This window comes from Fuerstiella marisgermanici (assembly GCF_001983935.1).
In the GTDB taxonomy this organism is placed as follows: Bacteria; Planctomycetota; Planctomycetia; order Planctomycetales; family Planctomycetaceae; genus Fuerstiella; species Fuerstiella marisgermanici.
Genome location: NZ_CP017641.1, coordinates 3,717,499 through 3,743,131, shown reverse-complemented (window position 1 = coordinate 3,743,131; position 25,633 = coordinate 3,717,499). Strand labels below are relative to the sequence as shown.

Below are 25,633 nucleotides of genomic sequence, written 5' to 3'. Positions count from 1 at the left end.
TATACATCAACGCGTTTCTGCTTTCTTCAACGTTAACAGTTACCTCTGTGTTCGCTGCTGCGCTTTCACCTCGGGAAAGGAGAATTCCACATGGCCTTCAATCCAGAAAAACTAACCGTCAAAGCCAGCCAGGCGATTCGTAACGCTCAGGAATTGGCCGAGAACAGCAGCCACCGCTTTATTCGCCCACTGCATTTGTTGAAGGCATTGTTGGAAGAAGATCAGGGGATTATGAAGCCCGTGCTTCAGCGCATGGGAGCCAACATCGGCCAGCTGAACAACATGGTCGACAGCGAACTGCAGCGGCTGCCGCAATCGTCCGGTGGAGACGAGCAGGTGGGAGCCGGTCCGGAAACGGTCAAAGTGCTGAACGCCGCCGAGAAACAGTCTCGCGACATGGGCGACGAGTACATGTCCACCGAGCATCTGCTTCTGGCACTGACTCAGATCGACGACCAGGCCAAGCGTCTGCTGGAACTGAACGCGATCCGTGAGCAGGACATTCTGGAAGCACTCAAACAAGTACGAGGAGGACAAAGCGTGACCGATCAAAACCCCGAAGAAAAATACCAGGCTCTTGAAAAATACGGCATCGACCTGGTCCAGGCCGCGCGCGATGGCAAAATCGATCCGGTGATCGGACGCGACACGGAAATCCGCCGAGTCATTCAAGTGCTGTCTCGCCGTCGCAAGAACAACCCCGTTCTTATCGGCGAGCCTGGCGTCGGCAAAACAGCAATCGTCGAAGGACTGGCTCAACGTATCGTGTTGGGCGACGTGCCTCAAAACCTGAAAGACAAAAGCGTCTTCGCACTCGACCTGGGAGCCCTCGTGGCCGGTGCCAAATACCGAGGCGAATTCGAAGATCGTCTGAAGGCCGTGCTAAAAGAAGTGCAGGGGGCCAATGGTCAGATCATCATGTTTATCGACGAATTGCACACGGTCGTGGGAGCCGGAGCAAGCGAAGGATCGATGGACGCGTCGAACCTGCTGAAGCCTGCACTCGCTAGAGGCGAACTGCATTGCGTGGGCGCCACGACTCTGGACGAATACCGCAAACACATCGAAAAAGACCCGGCTCTTGAACGCCGTTTCCAGCCGGTCATTGTGCAGGAACCCAACGTCGAAGACACAATCAGCATTCTACGCGGATTGAAAGATCGTTACGAAAGTCACCACGGCATCCGTATCACCGACGATTCGCTGATTGCCGCAGCGACTCTGTCAGATCGTTACATCAGCGATCGCTTTCTGCCCGACAAAGCCATCGACCTCGTTGATGAAGCGGGCAGTCGGCTGCGCATGGAAATCGACAGCATGCCGGCCGAAATCGACGAAGCGACTCGCACGCTGACTCGCATGCAGATCGAGGCGGCAGCGTTGGAAAAAGAAAGCAGCGCCGACAGTAAAGAACGCCTGGAGGACCTGCGTCGTCAGATCGCGGAAAACGAGGAAACGACCAACCAGTTAAAAGCCAAATGGGAAGCCGAAAAGTCGGCAATTTCCGGGTTGAAGCCACTGAAAGAAGAAATCGAAAAGCTGCGGACGGCGTATACGCAGGCGTTCTCGAACGCTCAAAAAACCAACAGCAACGAAGAATACCAGCGAGCGTACGAAGCCGAACAGCAATTGAAAACCGCAGAAGCTCAACTTGCCACCATGGAGCAGAAGTCGGCGGAACTGAACGATGATCCGGAAAGCCGTCTGCTGCGTGAAGAAGTGACCGAAGAAGACATCGCTCGAGTGGTCAGTCTGTGGACGGGCGTGCCCGTGTCTCGCATGATGCAGGGCGAACGCGAAAAGCTTTTGCGGATGGAAACCGAAATCCACAAACGCATGATCGATCAGCACGAAGCGGTCGGAGCTGTTTCCAACGCTGTGCGTCGAGCTCGATCCGGCATGCAGGACGCTCACCGGCCCATCGGCAGTTTCATGTTTCTCGGCCCGACCGGCGTTGGGAAGACGGAACTGTGTAAAGCGCTGGCTGAATTCTTGTTCGACGACGAACGCAGCATGGTCCGCATCGACATGAGCGAATTCATGGAACGCCATTCGGTCGCCCGACTGATTGGTGCTCCTCCCGGCTATGTTGGCTACGAAGAAGGCGGTCGCCTAACCGAAGCCGTACGACGCAATCCTTACTGTGTGATCCTGCTTGATGAAGTTGAGAAAGCTCATCGCGACGTCTTTAACATTCTGCTGCAGCTTCTGGACGACGGGCGCCTGACCGATAGTCAGGGCCGAACGGTCGACTTCAGCAACTGCATCATCGTGATGACGTCCAACATCGGCAGCCAGGCAATCATGGAACTCAGCACGGAGAAAGCCGACAGCAACGAAATTCACAACCGAGCGATGGATGCACTGCAGCAGCACTTCCTGCCCGAATTCCTGAATCGCATTGATGAAGTCATCGTGTTCCACCCTCTGGGTCGCGAAGAAATTCGTGAGATCGTCGACTTGCAGGTGCAGCATCTGAATCGTCAGTTGGAGAGCAACGGCTTCAAGCTGGAAATCAGCGACAATGCCAAACAGTTGCTGGCTAATGAAGGCTACGACCCGAAATATGGAGCTCGACCGTTAAAGCGAGTGATCCAGCAGCGTCTGCAGAATGCGTTGGCCAACGAAATGCTGGCGGGCAATTTCCCGGAAGGTTCGACCATCATGATCGACGCAGCGACCGACGGGTTCGTGTTTCAGACGAAGTGATGGCTGAATTCAGACTGGCGTGCGGGCATGCATTACTCAGCATCGGACACGTGCCGCAGCCAGGCCTGATGAAATTTTTTCGAATGGCCCTGCAACAGGAATACATCATTGTGCTGGCGTTTTAGCCGCAGAGGTACTTCGGGCTCGTAACCGGCACTGGCGCCAGCTGCGCATACGAGCAAACTCAGTGGCCAAAGTGAATTTGTTTCCCACGACAACCAAACCCCCAACCCCGTGAATCCGACAAAGACCACGCTTCCAACGATCATCCGGGACCGACGGATTTGCCGTTTATAACGACCGCAAATATACCACGTGGTATCGACCGCCATGTAGCCGTTCGGCGCCACCTTCCAGATCAGGATGCCCATCGCTAACAGGAACATCACCAGGTAGAGGCCCACGCCGGAGGCGACAGCGGGACTTGATGAGTTCGACAACCCAACCAGCCCCATCACGCCCAATGTTGCTGTCACAGCGATTTTCAGCACGGCGGAAAACGACAGTGTTCGCAACACTTTGCGACGCGGTGCCATGTCGTCGGTTTCGCCGTACTTGATGCAGATCTTCGGCAGCTCAACCTTTTCACGGCACACGATATACCGCTTCGTCACCAACAAATCCTGACCGTCGTGCAATCGCAGTTCGGTGAGTTCGGTCGACTTGGGGGCCTCGAACGGGTTGTACTCTTCGTTTGTCGACGTCATGCGTGAGATACCGCTCTCTACCGCTGCTCTTCGATCATCGCATTCACAGCCAGAAGAAACGCAGGTGAAAAACCGGTCAGGATATTCAATCCTTCGTGTTGTCCCGCGATGGTCAGGTTTGGTTTTGCAACTGTCAGCTGGCCTTTTCTTTTGAAGATGCCAACCGCAAGAAACGTCAGGACTAAGACTGGAAAAGCGAATCCCAGCCGCCGACCGACCAAAACGGAGCTGGCCAATAAAACGAGGCAAAGAGCACCGAGTCCCACTAACCTGACACGCTGCCAAAAACGCCTGCGCCGCTGCTGCTCAACATCGTGCTGCCGGCTAACGTACCACGTCACCATCACATTGCGCTTCAAACGAATCGCAAGATACGACAGGGCTATGATCCCAATGAAGAATGCAGAAGTGGCATCCAGAAAGGGAATTTTAAGCTGGGTAGGTACGAGGCTCCGCAACATTCCAGACTGCAGAATGGACATCGCAGGAAACATCAGAAAGACCAGGATCACCTGGATGTTGTGCAGCCACCGGGGCGTCCACTTCAACGTTGACTGCTGAGGAATCACGTCCTCAGACTTACCGGTGTAGATGCAGACCTTCGGCAACGCCACTTCATCGGCGCACAGAATGCATGTGTCGGAAATCAGGAATTCCGTATCCGACGGCAGTCCTGCAAACTGAGAATTCGATTCTGGCGGTGCGTAAGGGTTGGAGGTCATCGTGTTGCTTCAAACGACGGCCCGCCAAAGCTGGATCAGGCTTTCGCTACCGATTCTGTAGATTTGCCGTTCTTCGACATCGCCCACTTCAACAGCGGCGGAGTGATCATCGTGGTGACCATCACCATCACCACGATTGCCGAATACGTCCCGTTGTCGACAACGCTTTTGCCGTCCGGCGTCTGCAGGCCCTGTCCCACCTGAGCGAAGATCAGTCCGACTTCGCCCCGCGGAATCATACCAAACCCGACCGCCAGGCGATTCAGCCCGGCTTCGCGTACGCCAAACGCACACACTAGTTTTCCAATGATCGCCACAATGGTCAAGGCGATCGCTAAGACCCAAACGGCTCCGCCACTGAATTGAGACAGGTCCACGGCGATACCGGTGGCTACGAAGAAGATCGGTACCAACAGAGCAGACAACGGGGCCAGCGCATCTTCAAGGCGCCGGTTCTTCCACTTCTCACCGGCTTCCTGGTAGTGAGCTCCTTCCAGAATCAGTCCGGCCGCAAACGCACCGATGATGGTGGCCAGCCCGGCCTTGTTGGCTCCCCAGGAAAACAGAAAGCAGATCGTCAGTGCCGTCGTTACCAATAATCCGTGTCCACGCAGAAAGCTGGCGGCTCGGAACAGCATACGAGGAAACTGCAGGGCTCCCAGAATCAACGCTCCAGCCAGAAATGCCACGGACAGGCCCACAATCTTGACCAATGCCATCACGTGGAAGTTGGCACCTTCCATGATCACGCCGGAAACCACCGCCAGCACGACCAGGCCCAGCACATCGTCGATCACTGCAGCGCCCAGAATGATCTTGGATTCTTTGTCCTGACTGCAGCCAAGGTCTTTCAATACTCGAGCCGTGATTCCCACGCTGGTCGCGCACAATGTGGCGCCCAGGAATGCGGGGACCTGCCAATCGGCACTGGTTTCGCTGACCAACAGATAGCCGACACCAAAGCCCAACAGCATCGGAGCGAGCACTCCCAGCAGCGCCACCAGCAGCGACGATACTCCGACGCGCACCATTTCTTTGACGCGTGATTCCAGACCGACTTCAAACAGCAGCAGCACCACGCCAATGCGTGCCAGCATGTCGAGCATGGTGCCTGTTAGATTTAAATGTTCGGGCGTGGCGTGAGGGTTTTGGAGATGCCAGACATCAGTTCCATCCTGTTCGCGATACCACTGCCACACCATGCCGACGGGACCAGCAACGTCGCTCGCCTGCACTTCAATTCGTTCGCCAACTTTGCGTTCGGATTCCTCAGTGACCGTTTCGAAGGCTGACCATAGTTCGTCCTGAGTTGGATGTTGCGGGTTTTTCCATGTGTCGATCACTTCGCCGCTAATCACGTACGGCGTTGGGACCGGTTTGAAAAAGTCCAGGGCGTGAGAGCCCGTGAACAGCGCCCAGTTGCCAAGAACGATGCCGACCGTCAGTTCCCCCAACACGGCTGGCATTCCCGCTCGTTCGAACAGGTCTCCCGATATTTTGGCCAGAAAAAGGATGATCAAAATCGCCAGCAGAACCTCAGCGACAGGGTCCGTGTGCCCACCGGAGTGCTCAGAATCTCCGTGACTCCCCCCGTTGTGATGTCCGGCATCTGTTGACGTTTCGGCGTCGTGACTTGCTGCCGGGGCACCAGAATCAGCAGGCTCCGTCGTCGCTTGCGACTCACTGGGTTCGCTGATTTCGTCAGCAACCACCTGGGAAGCGCCGCTGGGAAGAGCGACAAATTGCTGTCCCCATGCGAAAAGTGTCATCATGAAAACGACGAAAACGGCCTTCCATGAGATCGTTCGACGTTGAGATTTTCGATTATTGTTTAAGCGGGCCACAAGGGACTCCAGTCAGCAGTTGGGATGCAGAGCGGACTGGTGTTTAGCGGGCGACCGACACGGACGCAACGACTTTCGCACTTTCAGTTGACAAACCCCGAAGCACGGGACGAGATTTCTCGCTCGCGGCACGCTGCAGGTCTGAGGCTCCCCCCATCGCGCTAATCGAGCCCCATGTGCGGCTTCTGTCGCCGGACGGTTCCAATCTGCAATCACGAGACACTACCTGCGATCTGCATCGGCGGCCAATCGGGTGTCCGTGTTTTTCGGCGTCACCGCGCGACAGGTCACTCGCGTTTGACTTGTGAGCTGCACGGCTTATGTGCGACGATATCCTCGCCAGCCGCCAGATATTCGGCCGGTGTGCTACAAATTCAGTTCCGCCGCAGCTGCCTCGGCGGGACTCGCGTTTGCCGGAATGCTACAGAAGGCAACTCCATGAACACCACGACACAGTTCGATTTTGCCTGGTGCTTTCGATTGGAAGGCAGCGTCGGACGGTATTGGTATTCCGTGGTGGGTTTTGGCCTTGCAGTTCTTAAGTACGTTGCCGAAGCAGCGGTGATCGGAGCCTACACGGGGAAGTTTTATTCGCCGCTGGACTTCCTGAGTCCGCTGCTGAGTACTCGAGCGACCTTTACCGAAGGCGCGCCGCAGTGGCTGGGGCTTGGCCTGGTGTTGTGGACCATGCCATTTGTGTGGGTGGCGGTCGCGATGAGCGTTCGCCGCTGCCGCGATGCGGGCTGTACACCGTGGCTGGCATTGCTGATTCTGGTTCCTGCCGTCAACTATCTGACGATGATCGTGCTGGCGGGGCTCCGCTCGACGCACGAACCAGCGGCCGAATCCGACCAGCAGGAAGTCGAACTGGCCGAAATCTTTCAACCGTCGGGCGTCCACAGCGTTCCCGATCCGGTTTTTGACCAGCGAGAATCTTCCGGCGTGATGGCCGCGATCGCAGGCGGCGCGGCTGGCGCGGCTTATGCGATGGCGACGACGTTTCTGACCATTTACGCATTGCAAAGCTACGGATCGGCCCTGTTTTTCGGGACGCCAATCGTCGCCGGTGCTGTGAGTGGTTTCATGTATAACAACCCTGTACGTCGGTCGCTACTGCTGACCTTGATGCATTCAGCGGCAATGATTTTCGCATGCTGCTTCGGCTTTCTGCTGGTTGGCCTTGAAGGTGCGATCTGCATACTTATGGCGCTGCCGATCATGCTGCCGCTGGCGATGATGGGAGCTGTCGTCGGGCAATCGATTGCTGTCGGAACAACGCGGCCGAAAAAGGAAGCCAACCGCATGCTGTGGTGTCTGGCCGGGCTTCCGCTGTTGGCGGCAATCGAAGGCACCGTGACACCAGAACCAACCTACGCCGTGAAAACCAGCATCGATATTCAGGCACGTCCGGCGGAGGTCTGGAAACAGGTGATCGCATTCCCGGACATCACCGACAAGCCCGCCTGGTTTTTCCAGATGGGCATCGCGTCGCCATTGAGAGCTCACATTGACGGCAGCGGAGTTGGCGCGATTCGTTATTGTGAATTCACCACCGGCACGTTTGTGGAACCGATCACGGTGTGGGACGAGAACCATCGTCTGGCCTTCGACGTGACCGAGCAGCCGCATCCGATGTTCGAATTGACGCCGTACCGCCACATCCATCCGCCGCACCTGGACACATCGTTCCGGTCGACTCGCGGTGGGTTCCTCCTGGAGCCGCTGCCGAATGGCGGCACTCGGCTAACCGGCACCACATGGTACGTGCTGGAAATGCATCCGCAGGCTTATTGGACGTTGTGGTCCGATGAACTGGTTCACCGGATCCACCTGCGGGTGTTGCAGCACATTCAGAAGGTTGCAGAAAGCAGTGAGTCCTCGTCGCGGGATCGCAACTAAGTGCTGCCGTGCGGCTTACAGGTCGATTTGACCTTCCAGTGCCTTGCCGTCTCGGAAGATCTGAAATTCCAGAGTCTTCATCTTCGCCAGGCGGCTGTCCTGCAGAATGTATGTCAGGTTGCGATCGTTCAGTGTTTCGAATCGATCCAGACCCAGCAGCAGATCGCCTTTGCGAATGCCATGTCGTTCGGCTTTGCTGCCTCGATCGACGCCCACGATCTTCATCCCGCCGCTGTATTTCACTCCGCCGATGTAGGTCGAAACCAGAGCGGCTGTTTCGTTTGGTGTCAGCAGTGCCAGTTGAAGACCCAGCAGTTGTCGTGTTTTCTGACGAGCGGACGTGGTCCGTGCGGTCGAAGTGTTTGCGGGCCGGGCGGTTGAGACCGTCTTCACGGCGGTCGATGAATTTGAATTACTCGCGACATTGCGAGAATTCGTACCGCCGCCAACGGTAAACGTCAGCGACACGGGTTGTCCGTCGCGAAGCAGTTCGACATCCAGCTTTCGTCCGACAGGTATGTCCAGCAGGCTGCGTTCCCAGTCTGCGTTATCGGCAATGTTGATACCTCGCACAGTCGTCACGGTATCGCCCTTTTGCAGACCGCAGATTGCCGCCGCACTGCCTGGTGTGACGGTATCGATCACCAGACGCTTTTCGTTGTTCACCTGAACATCGGTGGCGAACACGCCGTGCGAAAGACCATTCAGACGTTCGGTGCTAAGCAGGCGGGCGACCGTGCGTCGAGCGTCGTCGATGGGAATGGCAAACCCGATTCGTTGAGCTCCGGCGCGAATGGCCACGTTGATGCCGATGACTTCGCCGTTCAAGTTCAGCAGTGGGCCACCGCTGTTACCGGGGTTGATTGCCGCACTGGTTTGAAGCAGATTTTCGTAAGACTGAGTTTCGTCCACTTCCACATCGCGACCAATGGCACTCACGATGCCGTCAGTGACCGTGTGTTCGTATCCGAAAGCGTTGCCAATCGCAAAGACTTGTTCGGCCAGCATGACGTCCGAGGACACTCCCATGTCCATCACGGGAAGTGGCTTTGGCGACTTGACGCGAATGATTGCCAGATCCTGTTTGCGGTCGAAGGACACCGGGCTGGCATCCAGCAGGTCGCCATTTCGAAGCGTGACGGTGATTTGATCCACGTCGTGAATCACGTGATAGTTTGTCACGATGTAGCCGCGTTCGTCGACGACGATCCCCGTGCCCATTCCGGTCACTCGCCTGGGCTTCGGAGTGAAGAAACGCGACTCGGTGTCTTCCTTGCTGTTCTTTTCCGTGTGAATGTTCACCACGGATTCCTGACACTTCTGCACCGCCTTGACCAGCGGTGTTTGGCGCGCGTCGTCAGAGGCATTGACCGCGCTGACGGTCAGTGAGTGGATGAAGCAAATCAGAAGAAATGCGCCAAGTCTTTGCCGATTTGGATACATGCAGAACCTGCGCCTTCTTCACCTATGTCTCTGGAAGCAATGACATCCGGTTGTGTCGGATGGACAGGTGAAGTTTCGGCAGTCACGAAAATGCCGCTTGAACACTGGTGTAGGGCGACGCAAACTTTAACTATGTTGCTATGGCGTTAACTTAGGTAGCTTTGTCCTGTAAGGCTAACTTTGTCTGTTTGCGGTCGACGCAGTCCTGGCAGATGGCTAAATTGAAACAATCAGGGCAAGTCGCCAGCGACATCCAGGCCTTGAAAACTGACCTTGCGCCCGCAGGAAACTCCTGCAGCAGCGCCTCATCGGCAACATTTGCTGCAGGATCGGACGCTTCAACCGCCTTCGGGACGAATGAAGATGACTTCAGATTCTGCCGCCGCTCAACCACTCCAGGTCGCTCGCCAACTTCTGCGAGAACGCAAAGTCGCCGACGCATCGAAGCTACTCCACACATTCATGGAGCAAAACGTCGAAAATCGCGAAGGTCAGGAATTGCTGGGCATGGTTCTGTTCATGTCGAAGAAGTTTGAAGAAGCCAAAGCGGCCTTCGAACAGTTGACTCGCATGGACCCCACCAACGCGACAGCGTGGGCCAATTTAGGCGCGGTTCAAAATACGTTAGGCGATCACCACGGCGCGACGAAATCGCTGCGCAAGGCCATCCACCGCGATAAGAAATCCGCGTCAGGCTACTACAACCTGGCGATCGCTCAGAAGGCACTCAAAATGAATTCGATGGCGGTCTCCGCGTATAAGGAAGCCATCAAGCTGGATCCGGCAATGGCTGAGGCTTATACAAATCTCGGCAACATGTACATTGAAATGAATAACCTGACGCAGGCCATCAAGCTGCTGGAAAAGGGTGTTGAGCAGTGCCCGCAATCGAAAAAAGTGGCTGCTGTGCTGGAAAAAGCGCGCGTTGCGAAATCGGGGACTCGCCGAGTCGACGCGCCCCTGGGGCGACTGGTTAACGAAGAAGAACTTGCGAAGAAGCAAATTCGGACTACTCGCCGCGGCCTTAGTTCTGCCGTCCGAATCCACGAACGGGAAACGTTGCAGGACCTGGGCAAGAAGATTCGCCGCAGCACGCGACCACTGGTCGAACTGGCGAGTACGCGATTGCAACAGCAGCTGCATATCATGGATCTCGCCGTGGCTCAAAAAGATGCTCGTGGAGAAGCGCCCGCCAAGTTTGAAGAAATGGTGGCAACCATCGACGAAATGGACCGCCTGCGCAGCGTAGCCGTTACGGCGATTTCAGAAATCAAAACGCACCTGGAAAAGACGGATCCCGGAATCTGAATCCGTCGCCGCGTGGGTGAAGCGGAAGCTGCCTCAGCTGCGGACCCCAATGACCGGCAACCACTTTTCACCTTGCTCTCACCTACAGCGAACAACGAGAGCACCGCCGGCGATTCCGCGCGCGTTCCGCTCACTCGCCAGCCACGCCATCCGCCTCCCGGTGCGTACCGGGGATGGCCCGGCCGTGAGGGTCTTTGGCGGGAGCGGCCAGTTCTTTGGTGATTTTTTGCTGCATGTCCGGGCCGATAAAGTGTTCCATCGTTTCCGCCGGGTCGTGAAGATGGTCGGCCGGCAGGTCAAACTTTTCCTGAAGGTACGATTCCCAAAGACGGTGCGATCGGACCAGCGATTGAGCGTACGTGGCCCCTCGATCAGTTAGCGAAAGCAGCGATCCGTCCTGTTTAAGCAGGCGCCGACCACGCAGCCAGCGGACGGCGGCACCGGCCAGTAAGCCGTTACCTGCCATCGCGTGGCATTCGGCAAATGAGGCGTTCGCAAATTCCGTTGGCGACTTGCTGCGTTCCTGGCGACGGAAAAGGCCCGCCAAAACGTCTTCTGCGCAAATACGAACTCGCAGTTTGGCCGAACGATAAGCGCGGCCCAGTAAGCCATTCTTTGGCGACACAATGATCGCGGTGACCAGCAGCAATCCGGCGACCACAGCCATCAACCCGGCCGCTGATGAATCCCAACGCACAGCCAGCAGGTAACCGCCCGTGGTCGAGACCACGCCGATTGTGCAAGCCAGCCATAACATCGTGGATAACCGGTCTGTCAGAAGGCGGGCCACCGCGGCTGGCACAATCAGCATCGCCACCACCAGCAGGCCGACAACCTGCATGGCTGATACCGTCACCACAGCTACGACCGTGGTCAGCAGATAATGCATCATGCCCGCGCTGAAGCCGAGTGTGACCGCGAGCGTTGGGTCGAAGGACGTAAGTCGTAGTTCTTTCCAGAAGACGGCCAAAAACGTGAGCGTGACCAGCAAGGCTGGGATCAGGCTGCGAAAGGAATCCGGAAGCAGCCAGCCAAAGTTTGGACTTAGATCAACGCCGGCGAAGGCGAGGTCGCCGAACAGGACGCAGTCGAGATCAAGGTGGACGTGCTCCGCTTGTGACACGACCACAACACCAAAAGCGAACATCGATGTGAAGACGATTCCAATGCTGGCATCTTCCGGTACGGCGGCCGACTTGTGAACGAACTGAGTCAACACGGCGGTCGTTATCCCGGCGATTAGCGCGCCGATCAGCATGGGAACTGGTTCGACATTTCCTGTCACCAGATACACACCGGCGATACCCGCCAGGACGGAATGACTTAACGCATCGCCAAGGAGACTCATTCTTCGCAGCAGCAGAAAACATCCCACCAATGCACAGCACGCGGCACACAGCGAACCCACCGCGATCGTCCAGAAGGCGTTCTGTACGTCAGATGCGGGAAGATTCATCCACTGAGCAACCGCATCTGTCTGCTGCTGAAATGGAATCGGAGTCCGCGCCGCGAGGGAGGTAAAACCTGCACCGAAATGGTTCAGTGTCATGACTTGCCTCCGTGGTCCGGCATGGTGGCATCAAGCACTAAATCCTGCACATCGTTAGAGTTCCACAGCACGCCGCGATGTGGTGCCAGCAGCCATGACAGCAGGAAGATTGCCGTCGACGTCAGCACGATGAGTGGGCCAGTCGGCAGACCGTCAAATCGAGCACTGATCAACGTACCGGTCACGCCGGACAATCCGCCGAACGTGCAGGATATCATCATCATTTTGGACAGTCGATCGGTCCAGAACCGCGCTGCGGCTGGAGGTATAATCAGCAAAGCGGCCGTCAACACGACACCTACCGACGGCAGGCCAACCACGACGGTCACGGCCGTTAAGACCATCAGCAGCAGGTCGAGACCACCCGCCGACCAGCCCTGAACTCGGCAAAACTGTTCGTCAAAACTGACCAGCTTCAGTTCTTTGTACAACAACAGCACGATCACCGCCGTCACAATGGTGACAGCCGCAATCTGATAGACATCGCTGCGCAACATTGTGGCTGCTCGGCCGATGATAAACGCTTCCAGGTCGGCACCGGATTCGTTGCGATAGCGATTCTGGATGGATCGAGTTAAAGCGATGCCGCCGCCGTAAAATACGCTCAGCACGATTCCCTGAATGGCATCTTCACGCAGCGCTGTGTGTCGCTTCATTAACGACACCACAAACGCTCCCAGCAGTCCGCTTAGCAACGCGCCGGCCAACAGCACAAGAATCGCACGCGAATGAAACACCAGAAATGCGATGCACAAGCCGGGGAGGGCCGAATGAGCGATCACGTCCCCCATGAGTGCTCGACGGCGCAACACGGCGAAGGTGCCGACCATGCCGGCCGCGACTCCCAGCAGCAAAGTGCCTGCGAGGACGATGATTGTTTGGTTACCGAACATCAATGATTATTGCGGTATCTGATTTAACGTGTAATAGGCGTGGGGATGCAGCAATGGTTCGTCGTCCTGACTGCGAAGTCCTTCCGCGTGCAATTCGTGCACAAACAACGGTCGCAGTCCATCGATGGTCAGACGAACGCTTAGCCCATCGTCTGACACAACCGCATCTTTGATGGCCAGCTTCTTCTTCTGAATTTCGTCGCTGCCATAGGCGGAATGATACAGATACGTGTGGCTGCTCATGGCCCATGAATTCAGGTTCGCGGCGGATTCTCGCGAAACAGGTTTGGTAAACACCAGTTCGAAACCGTCCGGCTGGGCTCTCATTTCTTTGATTTCAAACGGCATTCGGCCCGTCCACACCAGACGCTGCAAACCGTACGACGCCGTACCCAGGCTACTCCAGCCACGATTTGTCAGCCCGGCAAACATGCTGCCGTCCGTTCCCTGAGCCAGCCTTAGCACCGCCGACGCGAAGCCTGATCGAAATGGAAAGCAGGCTCCCTGATATTCGCCGTTCACTTTCTCCAGAAACACGCGGCTGACGGATGCCTGAGTGAATTCGCCGACGAACAGCTGGCCGGCAAACGGGCCAAACTTTCCGCCACTGTCGTCCAACATGATGTCGGTCGTTGACTGCCCCATCTTTTTGTACGGGAACCATACGGCCGGTGGTTTCAGTTGAGGAAACTGAGTGAGCGCTTGTGGAAACGGAACGCCATTGGGGATTTTGTGGACGCCGTGAATTGGTGAGCCCGGCTGATCCATCGAAGCCAGCGCTTCAGCATGATGAAAGAAGGCACCTTCCCGCATGTGGTGCAGCGTGTTGGTGGCGACCCAGTTGCCTTGCTGGTCCGTATAGAACATGTCGCCAGCCGCATTCGCCCCAAGACCGCTCGGGCTACGCATACCTGCGCAAACGGGAATCATGTCTCCTTCCGAAGTGATTTTCATGCCCCAGCCGCGCCATCGGCCCTGTCGCAGATTCAGCGAACGTTGGTGGACGGTTCGCTTTAGCTGATCGCCCTTCAGGCCGAGTCCGATGTTCAGTGTGACCCACAGGTTGCCGTCGCCATCGAGTTTTGGCCCATAGGCGTATTCGTGGTAGTGCCCCGTTACGCCCCAGCCCTTGGCCGCGGTCAGATATTCGTCGGCGGTGCCGTCGTTATCAGTATCGCGAATCCTGGTCAGTTCTGAACGCTGGCATGTGTACAGAGCGTCATTGTGCTGCAGCAGGCCAAGCGGTTCGTGCAGAGCTGTTGCGAACTTTTTATAGGTGACGTTTTTCGGAGGCTGATCGTACACGCCGTCCAGAATCCAAATTTCGCCTTTGCGGATCGCGACCGCGACTCGGCGGTCGTCCAGCACCGTCATGCCACTGATTTCCAAAGCCAGGCCATCGGGTGCAGGCTTCCAGTTGGCCGACCGTGAATCCGTTTGAGCCTGTGACGTGGATACCGAGATCAACTTGTAGAAGTCGTCCTCGTCGGCGACGGCCGTGCTGCAGATCATTGCCAGCACCAGTGACAGTTGGCCAATCAGCCTAACGTAGTTTCCAACTACCATGAGTATCGCACCTCGATCACGGACTGTTCTGCAACATCGACCGAAACTAACCATTCACTGACTCCCTCATTGCGGCGAGACTCACCTTTCACACTGCCTCCATTGACGGCAACTTCAACCGCAAGACCGGTTTCGTTGCGGTACGATGCTTCACCGACTTTCGTCAACGACGCGCCCGTGAGTGGTCGCAGCCAGAGTGTCGACGATTGCGAATCCGGCTGTCGGCGGACCAAAGTCAGCGTTCGCTTTAGCCCCTGCAATTCCAGCGGTTCGATTCGATCTTCTACTGTGACTCCGCCGATTTCATACAGCATTGTGGGCACGCCTCTGGCATCCAATCGATAGCCGGAGAACTTTGCATTCGCTGCCTCCGCATCTGTCGGCCATGCTGCTCCACTGTTCGGCAGTGCGGCAAGAACGACACCAGAGGGCAGTGGAATCACGGTTTCGCCAAGCGGCTTAGCGGGCGGAGCCGCTCGGACAAACCAAGTCCCTTCTGCGTCCACAAATCGACCGCGCCAGGCTTCCGACAGCGATAGCGTCTCCGCATCGAACGCGTAGTGCACTTTCTGCGGAAAGCCGACAGCAATCGCATGAGTCCCCGCGCGCTGCATGAAGGTCCGCAGCACAATGGGACGTTTGGTCGGTGTGAGTTCGTAGTCCTGAGCTCGCGCCTTCAGGATCTTTTCCGGAAGCGGTTGGCGATTCAGGTCTGACAGGTACGCCCACATCGCCGCGATCTGCTGCTCGGTGTCACCTTCCAGAATATCCTTGTTCTGACTTTCGCCGTTCGGAAAGAAGGTCGGCATGCGCGTGCGAGCCTTCAACTTGCCTGGGTTTAGCAGGAAGTCATGAAACCACTGCGGATGCACTCGAGCAGCCATTCCTCGTAGGTCAGTGCCCACCGTGCCCGGTAGCGCCTCGCCGCTAAACGAATGACACTGCACGCAGCCGGAATCCATAAGGGCTCGCCCGGCGGCAACCAACCGGTCAGATTTCTGAACCTTAAAAACTGCATCCGCCGCCAGCGGATTTGCAATCTGATCGGTTTTCGCAAACAGCGTGGGAAGAGGTTCCAATAGCCTGGACGGAAAACCGGGCATGCGGACGAACATATGTGGCCGAATGCGTCCCTTGCCGCTGAAGACGTTTTTCATAGCCGACGTCGTTAACTTACCGCCGACGCCGGTCAATGCCGGAGGCAGGCGGCCTTCGTCCCCGATATCAACATGCCCGACTGTTTCGAAGTACGCCTTGCGAAACCGCCCGACGCCGCCCAGTTTGTCTCGCGTGTGGCACGCATAACAATTCAGTTGCAGCAGTGTCAGCTGTACCGAATCGTGATCCGCCAATGCGGTGTTCTCTCTGACGGAAGCCAGCACGGCATTGATAGTCTGCTTCTGAACATCATCCAGCGGGTAGAACGGCTGGCCGGACGTTTGCTGCTCGGCGACGAAGCAGGAAGTCGCGGCGTTTGCATGAAGAACTGCCAGAGGCTTCGCTTTATGTTGCGACTGCAGCCCCTTGATGTCGTGACAATTCGAGCAACCGATGCTTGTGAAAAGTGTTCGACCAGCGGCGACAAGTTGTTCATCACCGTCGCCAGAAGTGGACGCCTGAGTTTGCTTGCTTAGCAACCACGCGGCAATGTCCGCAGCATCGACAGCCTTCAGGTCAAAATCGGGCATGCGTCCGGCGGGCCGCGCGGCTTCCGGCTTCAGCAGGAAGTGCGTCAGTGATTGGTGAGAGTACTTCGCCGCAAGGTCACCGTGAGGCACGGATTCAACGCGTCTTGCAGCCGACAGGAGTCCCAATTCTTTGATTTCTTCAGGATCCAGTTGTTCCAGCATCGCGTCAATGGGCGACGCCTTCATCTCGGCCACTTCGTAGTCCTCGTCGGCAGCATGACAAGCCACGCACCCGATGCGGTGATACAGGATTCGCCCCTGTTTTGCGTTCCCGTGCTTCCAAAATTCAAAAGGAACCGGATTGGCTCCCGTGGCTCTAATTTCAGGAAACGGCTGCACCTGTTCGGAAAGAAAAGCGGCCAACGCCAGCGCCGCTTCCTGACGCTTCTTCGTCGGCAATCCTGCCAAAGCATCAGGCATCGTCGTCCCCGGCTTTACCGACTGCGGGTTCATCAGATACCGCTGAACCCAATCTCGATTCGCGCGGCTGCCAACGGCATCCAGCTTTGGTCCACGTTTAGGAGTCAGCCCGGCACCTGATGGCGCGTGGCATGCGGTACAGCTAAGTTCCGTCAGCAGCAACCTGCCGGCGTGAACGTCGCTGATTTCGTCATGCCGCCCAAAGCGGTCAAATCCTGCGACGAATGGCGGCGTGGTTTCTGCCGCAACCAACTTCGAATGCGAGTCCCAGTCGGCGAGAACCGCGCTGCACGTCAACAATGCAGCAAACCATCGGCACGATAAACACTTCATCACGACGCCTTATCCCGAGCTTCTTCAAGCAGCTTAATCCACGGACCAACATAGTGGCCGTTGTCGTGGAAGGTGCGGCCGCTGACAAGGTTGCCGTCAATCACGCACGCTTCGTCGACGAACGTGCCACCGCAGACTTCCAGGTCGAATTTGCACTTGCCGACCGTCGCCATTTTTCGGCCTCGCACGCAATCTGCGTATGCCGGGATTTCCACACCATGGCAGACACTCGCCACAGGCTTATTGGTGGCGAAGAAGTGTTTGGTGATCCGGACAAGGTCCTCGTCATACCGAATATATTCGGGAGCTCGTCCGCCGCTGAACATGATGCCGGCGTATTCCTCTTCTTTCACTTCACTAAACGGCACGTCGCATGGAATGGTGTAACCTTCCCATTCTTTTGTGATTGTCCAGCCCGGCTTCACTTCATGCAGTACCATTTGATACACCCGTTTCTCGGGAGCCGTCACCACCGGCTGGAATCCGGCTTCGATCAACCGGTAGTAGGGGTACATGGTGTCCAGAGTTTCCGTGGCATCGCCCACCACGATCAGCACTTTGTTCATTTGAAGGGTTTTCCGAAGACGGTTTTCTAAAGAAAGCGACGCGAGTGCGAGTTTCCATCGCGTGGAGTCGGATGGTACCTCAAACTCGATTTCAATTCATCGCAACGGTCGCCAGACAGATTGTGTGGCCAACACGCGGTTTCCCTTCTATTAACGCAGTTGCAAGTTGTCTACTCGCACGAGACAATACGTTGTTGGGAAAAAATCGCCAGAAGTCGAATGCTCACCAGGAGTCCTCATGCGAAAGATCGTTCGATCCGTTTTCGTCATTGTGCTGATTCTGCAATGCACATTTCTAATGGCGGACGAAAAGAAGAAGAAACCGGTCAGCAAAGTGCCACGCGGTTCCGGGACCGTAGACTGGGGCCCAGTCGCACCGGTCGATGCCGCCAGCACCGCCGCAGTCCGCGACGCCGCAGCCAAGATTGATCGCATGCTTGAGGACGGCTACCGTCGCCATGAGATCACGCCGAACGCGACTTTGAGCGATTCGTTATTCTGCCGAAGAGCGTATCTGGAAATCGGCGGCCGCATTCCTCGCCTGGACGAAATCGGCGTCTTCGTTCAAAGCCGCGATCGGACTCGCCGCGAAAAACTAATCGACGATCTCTTAGGTTCTCACGATCACGTCAGCCACATGTTCAACTACTGGGCCGACATTCTTCGGTTGCAGGACCACCCGATCAACGGCAACCAGTTGGCTCAGCCGTATCACGAATGGATCAAGGATTGCATTCGCACGAACAAGCCGTACGACGAATGGGTTCGCGAAATGCTGACGGCGGAAGGTCGTATCTGGCAGAATCCAGCCGTCGGTTTCGCGATGCGCGATTCCAATATGGAACTCGACGCGGTCGACAACATGGTGCAGGTTTTTCTGGGCACTCAAATCGGGTGCGCTCAGTGCCACGACCATCCGTTCGATCACTGGACGCAACGTGAATACTACGAGATGTCTGCGTATTGGTACGGCGTTCGCACGCGAGCCTACGCGGGCGACAAAAAGCGATTCACCAAAGGCAACCCGTTAAGCCGTCTGCGTAACGAGCTCAAGAAGATGGACCCGGACGCCAACACGGGCGGAAACTTTAGCCGAGTCATCAACGCCAATCTGTTTGAAGTCTGGGAACAACCTCGCAGCCTGCGCCTGCCTCACGACTACCAGTATGAAGACGCGAAACCTAAAGAGGTCGTGAAGATGAAACCCATCTTCGGCGACGCGGAAACCGTGACAAAAGGAAAGTCTTCACGGCAGGTGTTGGCCGACTGGATGACCAGCCAGAAGAATCCTCGCTTCGCAAAGAACATGGCCAACCGACTCTGGAAGAAGGCTTTTGGAATCGGGCTGATCGAACCGGTTGACGATATTCGCGATGACAGCGTGGCCAGCAACCCGGACGTGCTGGATTTTCTAACCTCCGAGTTGATCCGCAGCAACTTTGACACTCGTCGACTGCAACGCACGATCTTCTACACCAAAGCTTGGCAGCGAGAAGCCACGGCCTCAGATGTTGACCTTTCTGAGCCCTACTACTTTCCGGGCCCCGTGCTACGGCGCATGACGGCCGAGCAGATTTGGGATTCGCTACTTACGCTGGCGGTTTACAACCCTCAATCGTTTACCCGTCCGTCAACCGACGAACTTGGTCAGGTCATCGATATGGATCTGGACAAAGCCACCGTGATTGAAGTGCAGACCATTGCCGACGAATACAACAAGAACTTCTCGTCGGGGGCTCAGCGCACGATCACCAGAAAACGCAATTCGTACAAAGGCATGACGCTGGCACGAGCGTCCGAATTATCATCGCCATTGCCGCCGAATCATTTCTTGCGACAATTCGGCCAGAGCGACCGTGAGCTAATAGCCAGTTCCGGACGCGACGGCAGCGTGAGTCAGATTCTGACAATGTTTAACGGCGAGATCACTCACATGATGCTGGAACGCGGCAGTGTGATCTACGACACCGTTCTGCGAGCTCCCACGTTTGAAGACCGAGTCGACGCGATTTTCTATTCCATTCTGTCACGCCCACCGAGGACGCCGGAACAGACCGTGGCGAAGCGAGAAATCAATTCAGCGGGCAGTGCCGGATACGGCAACGTGATTTGGGCATTGATCAACACGAAGGAATTCCTGTTCATTCAATAAGACGGAAAGCGATCGACCAAAGGCCGTCGCGCGATGACCGCTCAACTTGAAGTTGCAACACCAGAAATCTGAGGTCCAAAAAATATGCCGCAGCCCATCTCACGCCTGGACGAAATTGACCGCCGCAACTTTGTGGAGTCGCTGGCCAAAACAGCCTTTGGGCTGAGCATATTGCCGGTCGCAGAATCGCTGTTTAGTTCTGCCGCTCAAGCCGCCAATTCGTCACTCGCGCCGGCTAAGAAGGCTGAACACGTCATCTATCTCATGATGAACGGCGCGATGAGTCACATCGACACGTTCGACCCAAAGCCCGATAAAGAAGAAGGCGGTGAAACCAAGGCCATTCAGACTTCAGTCTCCGGCATACAAATTGGCGAACACTTGCCGCGCCTGGCCGAAAAGATGAACCAACTGACCGTGATCCGATCCATGGCCACCGAAACCGGGGCTCACGAGCAGGGCCGGTATTTGATGAGAACCAGTTACAAGCTGATCGGTTCCATTCGCCATCCGTTTCTCGGTTCCTGGCTGACTCATTTCGAAGGCCGCAAAAACAGAAATCTGCCCGGCAGCGTGATCATCGGCGGAGGCAGTCGTCATCCGGGACAGGGCTACCTGTCGGCCGAACTGGCCCCGGCACCGGTGGGCGATGCGGCCACGGGGCTGCAAAACACGAAGCCACCAAAGTACCTGAACGAAAAGAACTTCGAAAAGCGCCGCCGCCTGATCGGTCAGTTCGAATCCAGCTTCCGTCGTAAGTATCAAACAACCGAAGTAGAAGCGTACACTGACTACTACACCGAGGCCGTGCGGTTGCTGAAGAGTCCCGATTTGGTGGCGTTTGATATCAGCAAAGAAGAAGACAGCGTCAAAGAGAGCTATGGCAAGAACAAGATTGGCCAGGGCTGCTTGCTGGCTCGCCGCCTGGTGGAAAAAGGCGTTCGCTTCGTCGAAATCGAACACGGCGGCTGGGACAACCACAACAACATCTACGACAGTTTCAGCAGTCGAGCGGGCCAACTGGATATTGCCATCGCCACACTGATCGACGACCTGAAACAGCGAGGCCTGTTAAGTAAAACGATGATCGTGTTGAGCACCGAATTTGGACGCACGCCAAGAATCAACGCCAACGCCGGTCGCGACCATCACCCCGGCTGCTTTAGTGCGATGCTGGCGGGAGCCGGCGTGAAAGGCGGCCACGTGGTGGGAAGCACCGACGAAATCGGAAAGGCGGTCGAAGAAGGCCACTGCTACCCTCAGGATCTGAACGCCACAATCGCCTACGGCTGCGGTCTGCCGATCAAAAAAGAGATTCTGGCGCCCAACGGTCGTCCCTTCCACATTGCTCATGAAGGCACTCCGCTGCAGAACGTGTTTGCTTAGTTTTGGGGACTCATCTTCCCAAACCAGTGAAATGTCCGTACAATTCGTGGTTCTCGAACGCATCGTCTAACGCTGCCGAAAGTGTGCCACACGTGAACTGGAGCCGCAACATACTGGTTTTCTGTATGACGCTGGGGATGTTGATCCCCAATGCGGCATTGGGGAACTGTTGCTGCAAAGGACCGACCTCGTGTTGCAGCCAGGCGAGTGGAAAGAACATTCGCCAGAAAGAGCCAGGTCCCAGCTGCTGCGGAACATCTTCATCAAAGCCGTCGTGCTGCGCTGATGTCGCAGCTGTCAGATCGGAATCCGAACCCGATCAACCAACGAGCACACCGTGCCACTGCCGGACCCTACATCGGCAGAATGCCATTGTGACGGCTCAGACCGTGTCGCTCGATTCGGCGCAATGCAAAAACGCAGCTGCGGCACACGTGTACTCACTGGACTTGTGTGAGCAACCACAGCGATCGCATTCGCCTGGAACGGTCCGGCGGCCGCCGCCGACGCGCACCGTGACCAGTGTCTGGCGGATTTAAACTCCGGCAACACTGCAACACTCACGCATGCGCAAACACCAGGCCGAGGCTTCGGCCTGCGAATACCCTCGCGCAGATCTGAACTTTCAGATTTCCAAATCACACACCACACAATCGAATCGTTAAAGGAAACATTTATGAAGTCTTTCACAACAGCAGCTTCTGTACTACTGGCCGCGATGGTTGCCATCGTTTCTGTTGGCAACGCCGAAGAAGCAGCAGAAAAAGTCACCACAGTGAAGTGTCCGGTCGCCGGCAAAGAAATCAAAATTGCTGACGCAAAAACCGTCAGCTACAAGAAGGCCAACGTCTACGTTTGCTGCGGCAAGTGCAAAGCCGCCATGGAAAAGGACAGCAAGAAGTTTGCGACGAAAGCGAATCATCAACTGATCCAGACCAAGCAGGCAAAGCAGGTGAAGTGCCCGCTGTCTGGTGGATCCGTTAACGCGGAACAAAATGTGAAGGTCGCTGGCGTCAAAGTCGGCTTCTGCTGCGGCAAATGCAAAGCCAAGGTTGCGGGTGCCGAAGGCGACGAACAGCTTGAACTGGTCTTCAGCGAAGATGCATTCAAAAAGGGTTATGAAGTGAAAGAGAAAAAGGCGGAGTAATTCGGCTGACAGACGCCCCTTAGTAGTCCCACGCTCCGACCTCGGCGCGTGGGACTTTTTCGTGCGCGAAATTGCCTCGTCACAATTTGCAGAATTGGCTGATAAATGTCGGCAGTCATCGCCGATTTCAGTGGACCGGCATAAGGAAAACTGCTGCAGACGATTCATCGTGCAAATTGCCCAGGCTGACCATCGCCCGCCGGTTGCCTTCCGTTTCGCGAGCGCATAATATGGTTGGCCGACGAAACCTGCACCACGGAGTTTACAATGAAGATCAGGATCACCTACTGCGTGATGTGAAATTACACGCCCCAAGCCACCAGTCTGGCGGCTGCGATCAAGAACAAGAATGGCGTCGATGCTGAACTTGTGAAGAGCAAAGGTGGTGTGTTTGACGTCGAAGTCGACGGCCGCCTGATTTTCAGCAAGCAAAAAACTCACCGGTTTCCCACGGATGAAGAAATCCTGACTCAGCTGTAGTGCACCTTCATCATCCTTCTGCCCGAATTATTTCCCTCCTGCAACTCTCCTGCCCTAAGGAATATCTACATGTCCGAAAATCAGAACGATCAACCTTCGTCTGTCTCTCGCCGAAGTTTTGTGGCGGCTTCCGGAGCCGCGTTAACGGCCATCGGTGCTGCAGCACCATCGCGAGCGGCAGGCCCTCGCAGTGCGCAGGACAAAGTCGTCGTGGGCGTCATGGGGCTAAGTCGAGGTATGTCGCTGGCGACCACATTTGCGGAAACGCCGAACGTCGAAGTGAAGTACCTTTGCGAAACCGACACGAACCGACTGGCCGCTGCTGCCAAGCGGATGGACAAGTTGGTCGATTACGACTTTGCAACGACCGGCAACTTCAAAGACATTCTGGATGACCCAGACGTCGACGCTCTTGTGTGTGCGGCCCCAAATCACTGGCACGCGCCAGCAGCCATCATGGCCTGTAACGCAGGCAAGCACTGCTACGTCGAAAAGCCATGCAGCCACAATCCGTGGGAAGGCGAAATGGCCATCAAGGCGGCTCGCAAGAACAAAAAGTGCGTTCAAATGGGCAGCCAGCGACGCAGTGGCAAAGAGATTCAGGAAGCCATCAAACTGCTTCACGATGGCGGCATCGGTCGCGTGTATTACAGCCGAAGTTGGTACGCCAACCTGCGAGGTCCCATCGGACACGGAACGCCGGCTGAAGTTCCACCAAACATGGACTACGAATTGTGGCAGGGGCCCGCTCCGCGTCAGCCGTACACGTCTAACAAACTGCCTTACAACTGGCACTGGTTCTGGCACTATGGCAACGGAGAACTGGGCAACAACGGCGTTCATTCGCTCGACCTGGCTCGCTGGGGCCTGCAGGCCGACTATCCCACTCGAGTTGTTTCGTCCGGCGGTCGCTACCGTTTTGACGACGACCAGGAAACAGCCGACACGCACGTTGTTTCGTTCCAGTTCGAAGGCGAAAAACAATGCATCTGGGAAGCTCTCAGCTGCAATCGCCACGGCATGGACGGTAGCAGCTTCGGCTGCACGTTCCATGGCGAAGAAGGCAGTCTGGAAATCACAGACTGGGGCTACAAGGTCTACGATCAAAGGGCGAAGGAAATCAAAAACGTCCCCGGCACCCGTTCGGACTCCTTCCATATCCAGAACTTCGTGGATGCGATCCGAGCGGACGATCCGACGATGCTGAACGCCGAGATTGAAGAAGGCCACAAGAGCACGCTGCTGTGTCATCTCGGAAACATCGCTCACCGAACCGGCGATTCACTGGACTGCGACCCCGCCAACGGCCACATCCTTAACAACGATGAAGCCATGAAACTATGGAAGCGAGAATACGAACCAGGTTGGGAACCGACGGTATAGACCTTCGGTCACATTTCAGCCGCAACATGTGGCTTACAATTTTCCAGCCGCTTTGAGCTGGCCACGGTCTTAATCAGCCGTGGCTGGCACCAGAGCGGCTGGTGTCACGTCGTAACGAGGCGTATTCAAGCCTTGTGCTGTTGCGCGACGAGCGTGACAGTCTTCGATCACCTTCAAATTTGGTCAATCACCCGTCATGCAGTTTCGAAAACTCGGCAATAGTGATCTTAATCTCAGCGTTATTGGCCTTGGCACATGGGCGATTGGCGGGGGTGATTGGCAGTTTGGGTGGGGTGATCAGGACGAACAGGAAGCGTTGGACACGATTGTCAAAGCGGTCGGCGTCGGGGTGAACTGGATCGACACAGCCGCTGTTTATGGACTTGGCCGCAGCGAAGAACTCGTCGGCAAAGCACTGAAGCTGATCCCCGCCGACCGACGACCGATCATCGCCACCAAGTGCGGCCGGACTGACGAAGGCGACGGAACGATTGGTAAGTGCCTGAAGCGGGCCAGCGTGATTGCAGAATGCGAAGCCAGCCTGCAGCGGTTGGACATTGACTGCATCGATCTGTACCAGATGCATTGGCCGGAACCTAACGAAGAAATCGAAGAAGGCTGGCAAACGCTGGTCGACTTAAAGCAGCAGGGCAAGGTGCGGCACATCGGCGTGTCCAATCACAGCGTTGATCAACTGAAGACACTTCAGGCCATTCATCCGGTTGCGTCGCTGCAGCCACCGTACAGTATGATCGCACGAGATGTCGAAGCGGACATTCTTCCGTACTGCGGCGAACAGAAGATTGGCGTAATCTGCTACAGCCCGATGGGAAAAGGATTGCTGACAGGAACGTTCACGAAAGAACGAGTCGCCCAGCTTTCTGATAAAGATCACCGCAGTCGTGATCCTCGTTTTCAGTCGCCTCAACTAGAAATCAATCTGCAGTTCGTGGAATCGCTTTCCGCCATCGCTGATGGTTTAGGGTGGACGATGCCGGAACTCTCCATCGCGTGGGTTTTGCGTCGCCCGGAACTGACGTCCGCGATTGTGGGAGCACGTCGCCCGGAGCAGATTGTGCAGACGGCTGTGGCTGGCGATCGCAACCTCGACGACGTCTCAATCTCTGCCATCGAAACTGCGATCCAGAACCGCGATCAGGCCCTCGCCGATCTTGGCGACGTTCAGCAAGCACGCGTGTGACACGTCGCTACTACCCCTGCCTGGCTGGATAGCGATGCGTTTTTCGAAGCGAATAGTCTCAGGTCCTGAGCTGTTTGGACCATGTCGCTCCTGACGGAGAGTCACGGAAGATCATCCCGTGTCGGAGCAAGAGATCGCATGGCTGAGCAACTTACTCCGCCGGTTGCTGACTCCCTGCGCCCGCGGTTTGGCTCGCTTGGCGGGACGGCCACAGTTGCATGTCTCCCCGCATAGACT

At 56.3% G+C, this 25,633-nt stretch carries 18 protein-coding genes; 9 read left to right on the top strand and 9 right to left on the bottom strand.

What is annotated here, in order from left to right; all coding sequences use genetic code 11:
* The first annotated feature begins 90 nt into the window (after nt 1–90).
* The gene (clpB, locus tag Fuma_RS13980) at nt 91–2,709 is read left to right on the top strand and encodes an ATP-dependent chaperone ClpB (protein WP_077024674.1); all 2,619 of its coding nucleotides are present in this window, start codon (nt 91–93) and stop codon (nt 2,707–2,709) included.
* A gap of 32 nt (nt 2,710–2,741) precedes the next feature.
* Here the strand turns inward: clpB and Fuma_RS13975 are convergent, their stop codons facing one another.
* The 3 genes from Fuma_RS13975 to Fuma_RS13965 are packed head-to-tail and all read right to left on the bottom strand — an operon-like array spanning nt 2,742 to nt 5,910.
* Nucleotides 2,742–3,416 (bottom strand): hypothetical protein, encoded by a 675-nt coding sequence (locus tag Fuma_RS13975; RefSeq protein ID WP_077024673.1) that lies wholly within the window; start codon nt 3,414–3,416, stop codon nt 2,742–2,744.
* A gap of 17 nt (nt 3,417–3,433) precedes the next feature.
* The gene (locus tag Fuma_RS13970) at nt 3,434–4,138 is read right to left on the bottom strand and encodes a hypothetical protein (protein ID WP_077024672.1); all 705 of its coding nucleotides are present in this window, start codon (nt 4,136–4,138) and stop codon (nt 3,434–3,436) included.
* Between the two features lie 35 nt (nt 4,139–4,173).
* The gene (locus tag Fuma_RS13965; protein ID WP_145944163.1) at nt 4,174–5,910 is read right to left on the bottom strand and encodes a cation:proton antiporter; all 1,737 of its coding nucleotides are present in this window, start codon (nt 5,908–5,910) and stop codon (nt 4,174–4,176) included.
* Between the two features lie 510 nt (nt 5,911–6,420).
* On the opposite strand from Fuma_RS13965, the gene Fuma_RS13960 reads away from it, so the two are divergent.
* Nucleotides 6,421–7,881, top strand: coding sequence for a DUF805 domain-containing protein (locus Fuma_RS13960; protein ID WP_077024670.1), 1,461 nt, complete (start codon nt 6,421–6,423; stop codon nt 7,879–7,881).
* 15 nt (nt 7,882–7,896) lie between these two features.
* Here Fuma_RS13960 and Fuma_RS13955 read toward each other — a convergent pair whose 3' ends face one another.
* Nucleotides 7,897–9,324, bottom strand: a complete 1,428-nt coding sequence (locus Fuma_RS13955) for a trypsin-like peptidase domain-containing protein (protein WP_083732044.1) — start codon at nt 9,322–9,324, stop codon at nt 7,897–7,899.
* A gap of 363 nt (nt 9,325–9,687) precedes the next feature.
* Between Fuma_RS13955 and Fuma_RS13950 the strand changes: the two genes are divergently transcribed.
* Entirely contained in the window at nt 9,688–10,632 is a 945-nt protein-coding gene (locus tag Fuma_RS13950; RefSeq protein ID WP_158520978.1) for a tetratricopeptide repeat protein, read from the top strand.
* Between the two features lie 130 nt (nt 10,633–10,762).
* On the opposite strand, the gene Fuma_RS13945 is transcribed toward Fuma_RS13950, so the two are convergent.
* Genes Fuma_RS13945 through Fuma_RS13925 form a run of 5 tightly spaced genes read right to left on the bottom strand, consistent with a single transcriptional unit; the run spans nt 10,763 to nt 17,647 of the window.
* Nucleotides 10,763–12,181, bottom strand: a complete 1,419-nt coding sequence (locus Fuma_RS13945) for a metal ABC transporter permease (protein WP_083732043.1) — start codon at nt 12,179–12,181, stop codon at nt 10,763–10,765.
* Nucleotides 12,178–13,074 carry a metal ABC transporter permease gene (locus Fuma_RS13940; protein ID WP_077024668.1) on the bottom strand — a complete coding sequence of 299 codons (897 nt, stop codon included), beginning with the start codon at nt 13,072–13,074 and terminating at the stop codon, nt 12,178–12,180. The genes Fuma_RS13945 and Fuma_RS13940 overlap by 4 nt, the downstream gene beginning before the upstream one ends.
* A 6-nt stretch (nt 13,075–13,080) precedes the next feature.
* Nucleotides 13,081–14,640, bottom strand: coding sequence for a DUF7133 domain-containing protein (locus Fuma_RS13935; protein WP_077024667.1), 1,560 nt, complete (start codon nt 14,638–14,640; stop codon nt 13,081–13,083).
* Nucleotides 14,634–17,081: a c-type cytochrome gene (locus Fuma_RS13930; RefSeq protein WP_083732042.1), complete on the bottom strand. Its 2,448-nt coding sequence runs from the start codon at nt 17,079–17,081 to the stop codon at nt 14,634–14,636. Before Fuma_RS13930 ends, Fuma_RS13935 begins: the two co-directional genes overlap by 7 nt.
* Nucleotides 17,081–17,647: a DJ-1/PfpI family protein gene (locus tag Fuma_RS13925; protein WP_077024666.1), complete on the bottom strand. Its 567-nt coding sequence runs from the start codon at nt 17,645–17,647 to the stop codon at nt 17,081–17,083. The genes Fuma_RS13930 and Fuma_RS13925 overlap by 1 nt, the downstream gene beginning before the upstream one ends.
* Nucleotides 17,648–17,885: 238 nt before the next feature.
* Here Fuma_RS13925 and Fuma_RS13920 point away from each other — a divergent pair, with 238 nt between their 5' ends.
* From Fuma_RS13920 to Fuma_RS13890, 6 genes are all read left to right on the top strand, one after another.
* Nucleotides 17,886–19,799 carry a DUF1549 and DUF1553 domain-containing protein gene (locus tag Fuma_RS13920; protein WP_077024665.1) on the top strand — a complete coding sequence of 638 codons (1,914 nt, stop codon included), beginning with the start codon at nt 17,886–17,888 and terminating at the stop codon, nt 19,797–19,799.
* A gap of 84 nt (nt 19,800–19,883) precedes the next feature.
* On the top strand, nt 19,884–21,185 hold the full coding sequence (locus Fuma_RS13915; RefSeq protein WP_099091803.1) for a DUF1501 domain-containing protein: 1,302 nt from the start codon (nt 19,884–19,886) through the stop codon (nt 21,183–21,185).
* A 676-nt stretch (nt 21,186–21,861) separates the two neighbouring features.
* On the top strand, nt 21,862–22,332 hold the full coding sequence (locus Fuma_RS13905) for a hypothetical protein (protein WP_077024663.1): 471 nt from the start codon (nt 21,862–21,864) through the stop codon (nt 22,330–22,332).
* 267 nt (nt 22,333–22,599) lie between these two features.
* Nucleotides 22,600–22,812: a SelT/SelW/SelH family (seleno)protein gene (locus Fuma_RS13900; protein ID WP_275937545.1), complete on the top strand. Its 213-nt coding sequence runs from the start codon at nt 22,600–22,602 to the stop codon at nt 22,810–22,812.
* Between the two features lie 69 nt (nt 22,813–22,881).
* Nucleotides 22,882–24,195: a Gfo/Idh/MocA family protein gene (locus tag Fuma_RS13895; protein ID WP_077024662.1), complete on the top strand. Its 1,314-nt coding sequence runs from the start codon at nt 22,882–22,884 to the stop codon at nt 24,193–24,195.
* 196 nt (nt 24,196–24,391) lie between these two features.
* Complete coding sequence (locus Fuma_RS13890) at nt 24,392–25,396, top strand: aldo/keto reductase (RefSeq protein ID WP_077024661.1); 1,005 nt, start codon at nt 24,392–24,394, stop codon at nt 25,394–25,396.
* The last annotated feature ends 237 nt before the right edge of the window (nt 25,397–25,633 follow it).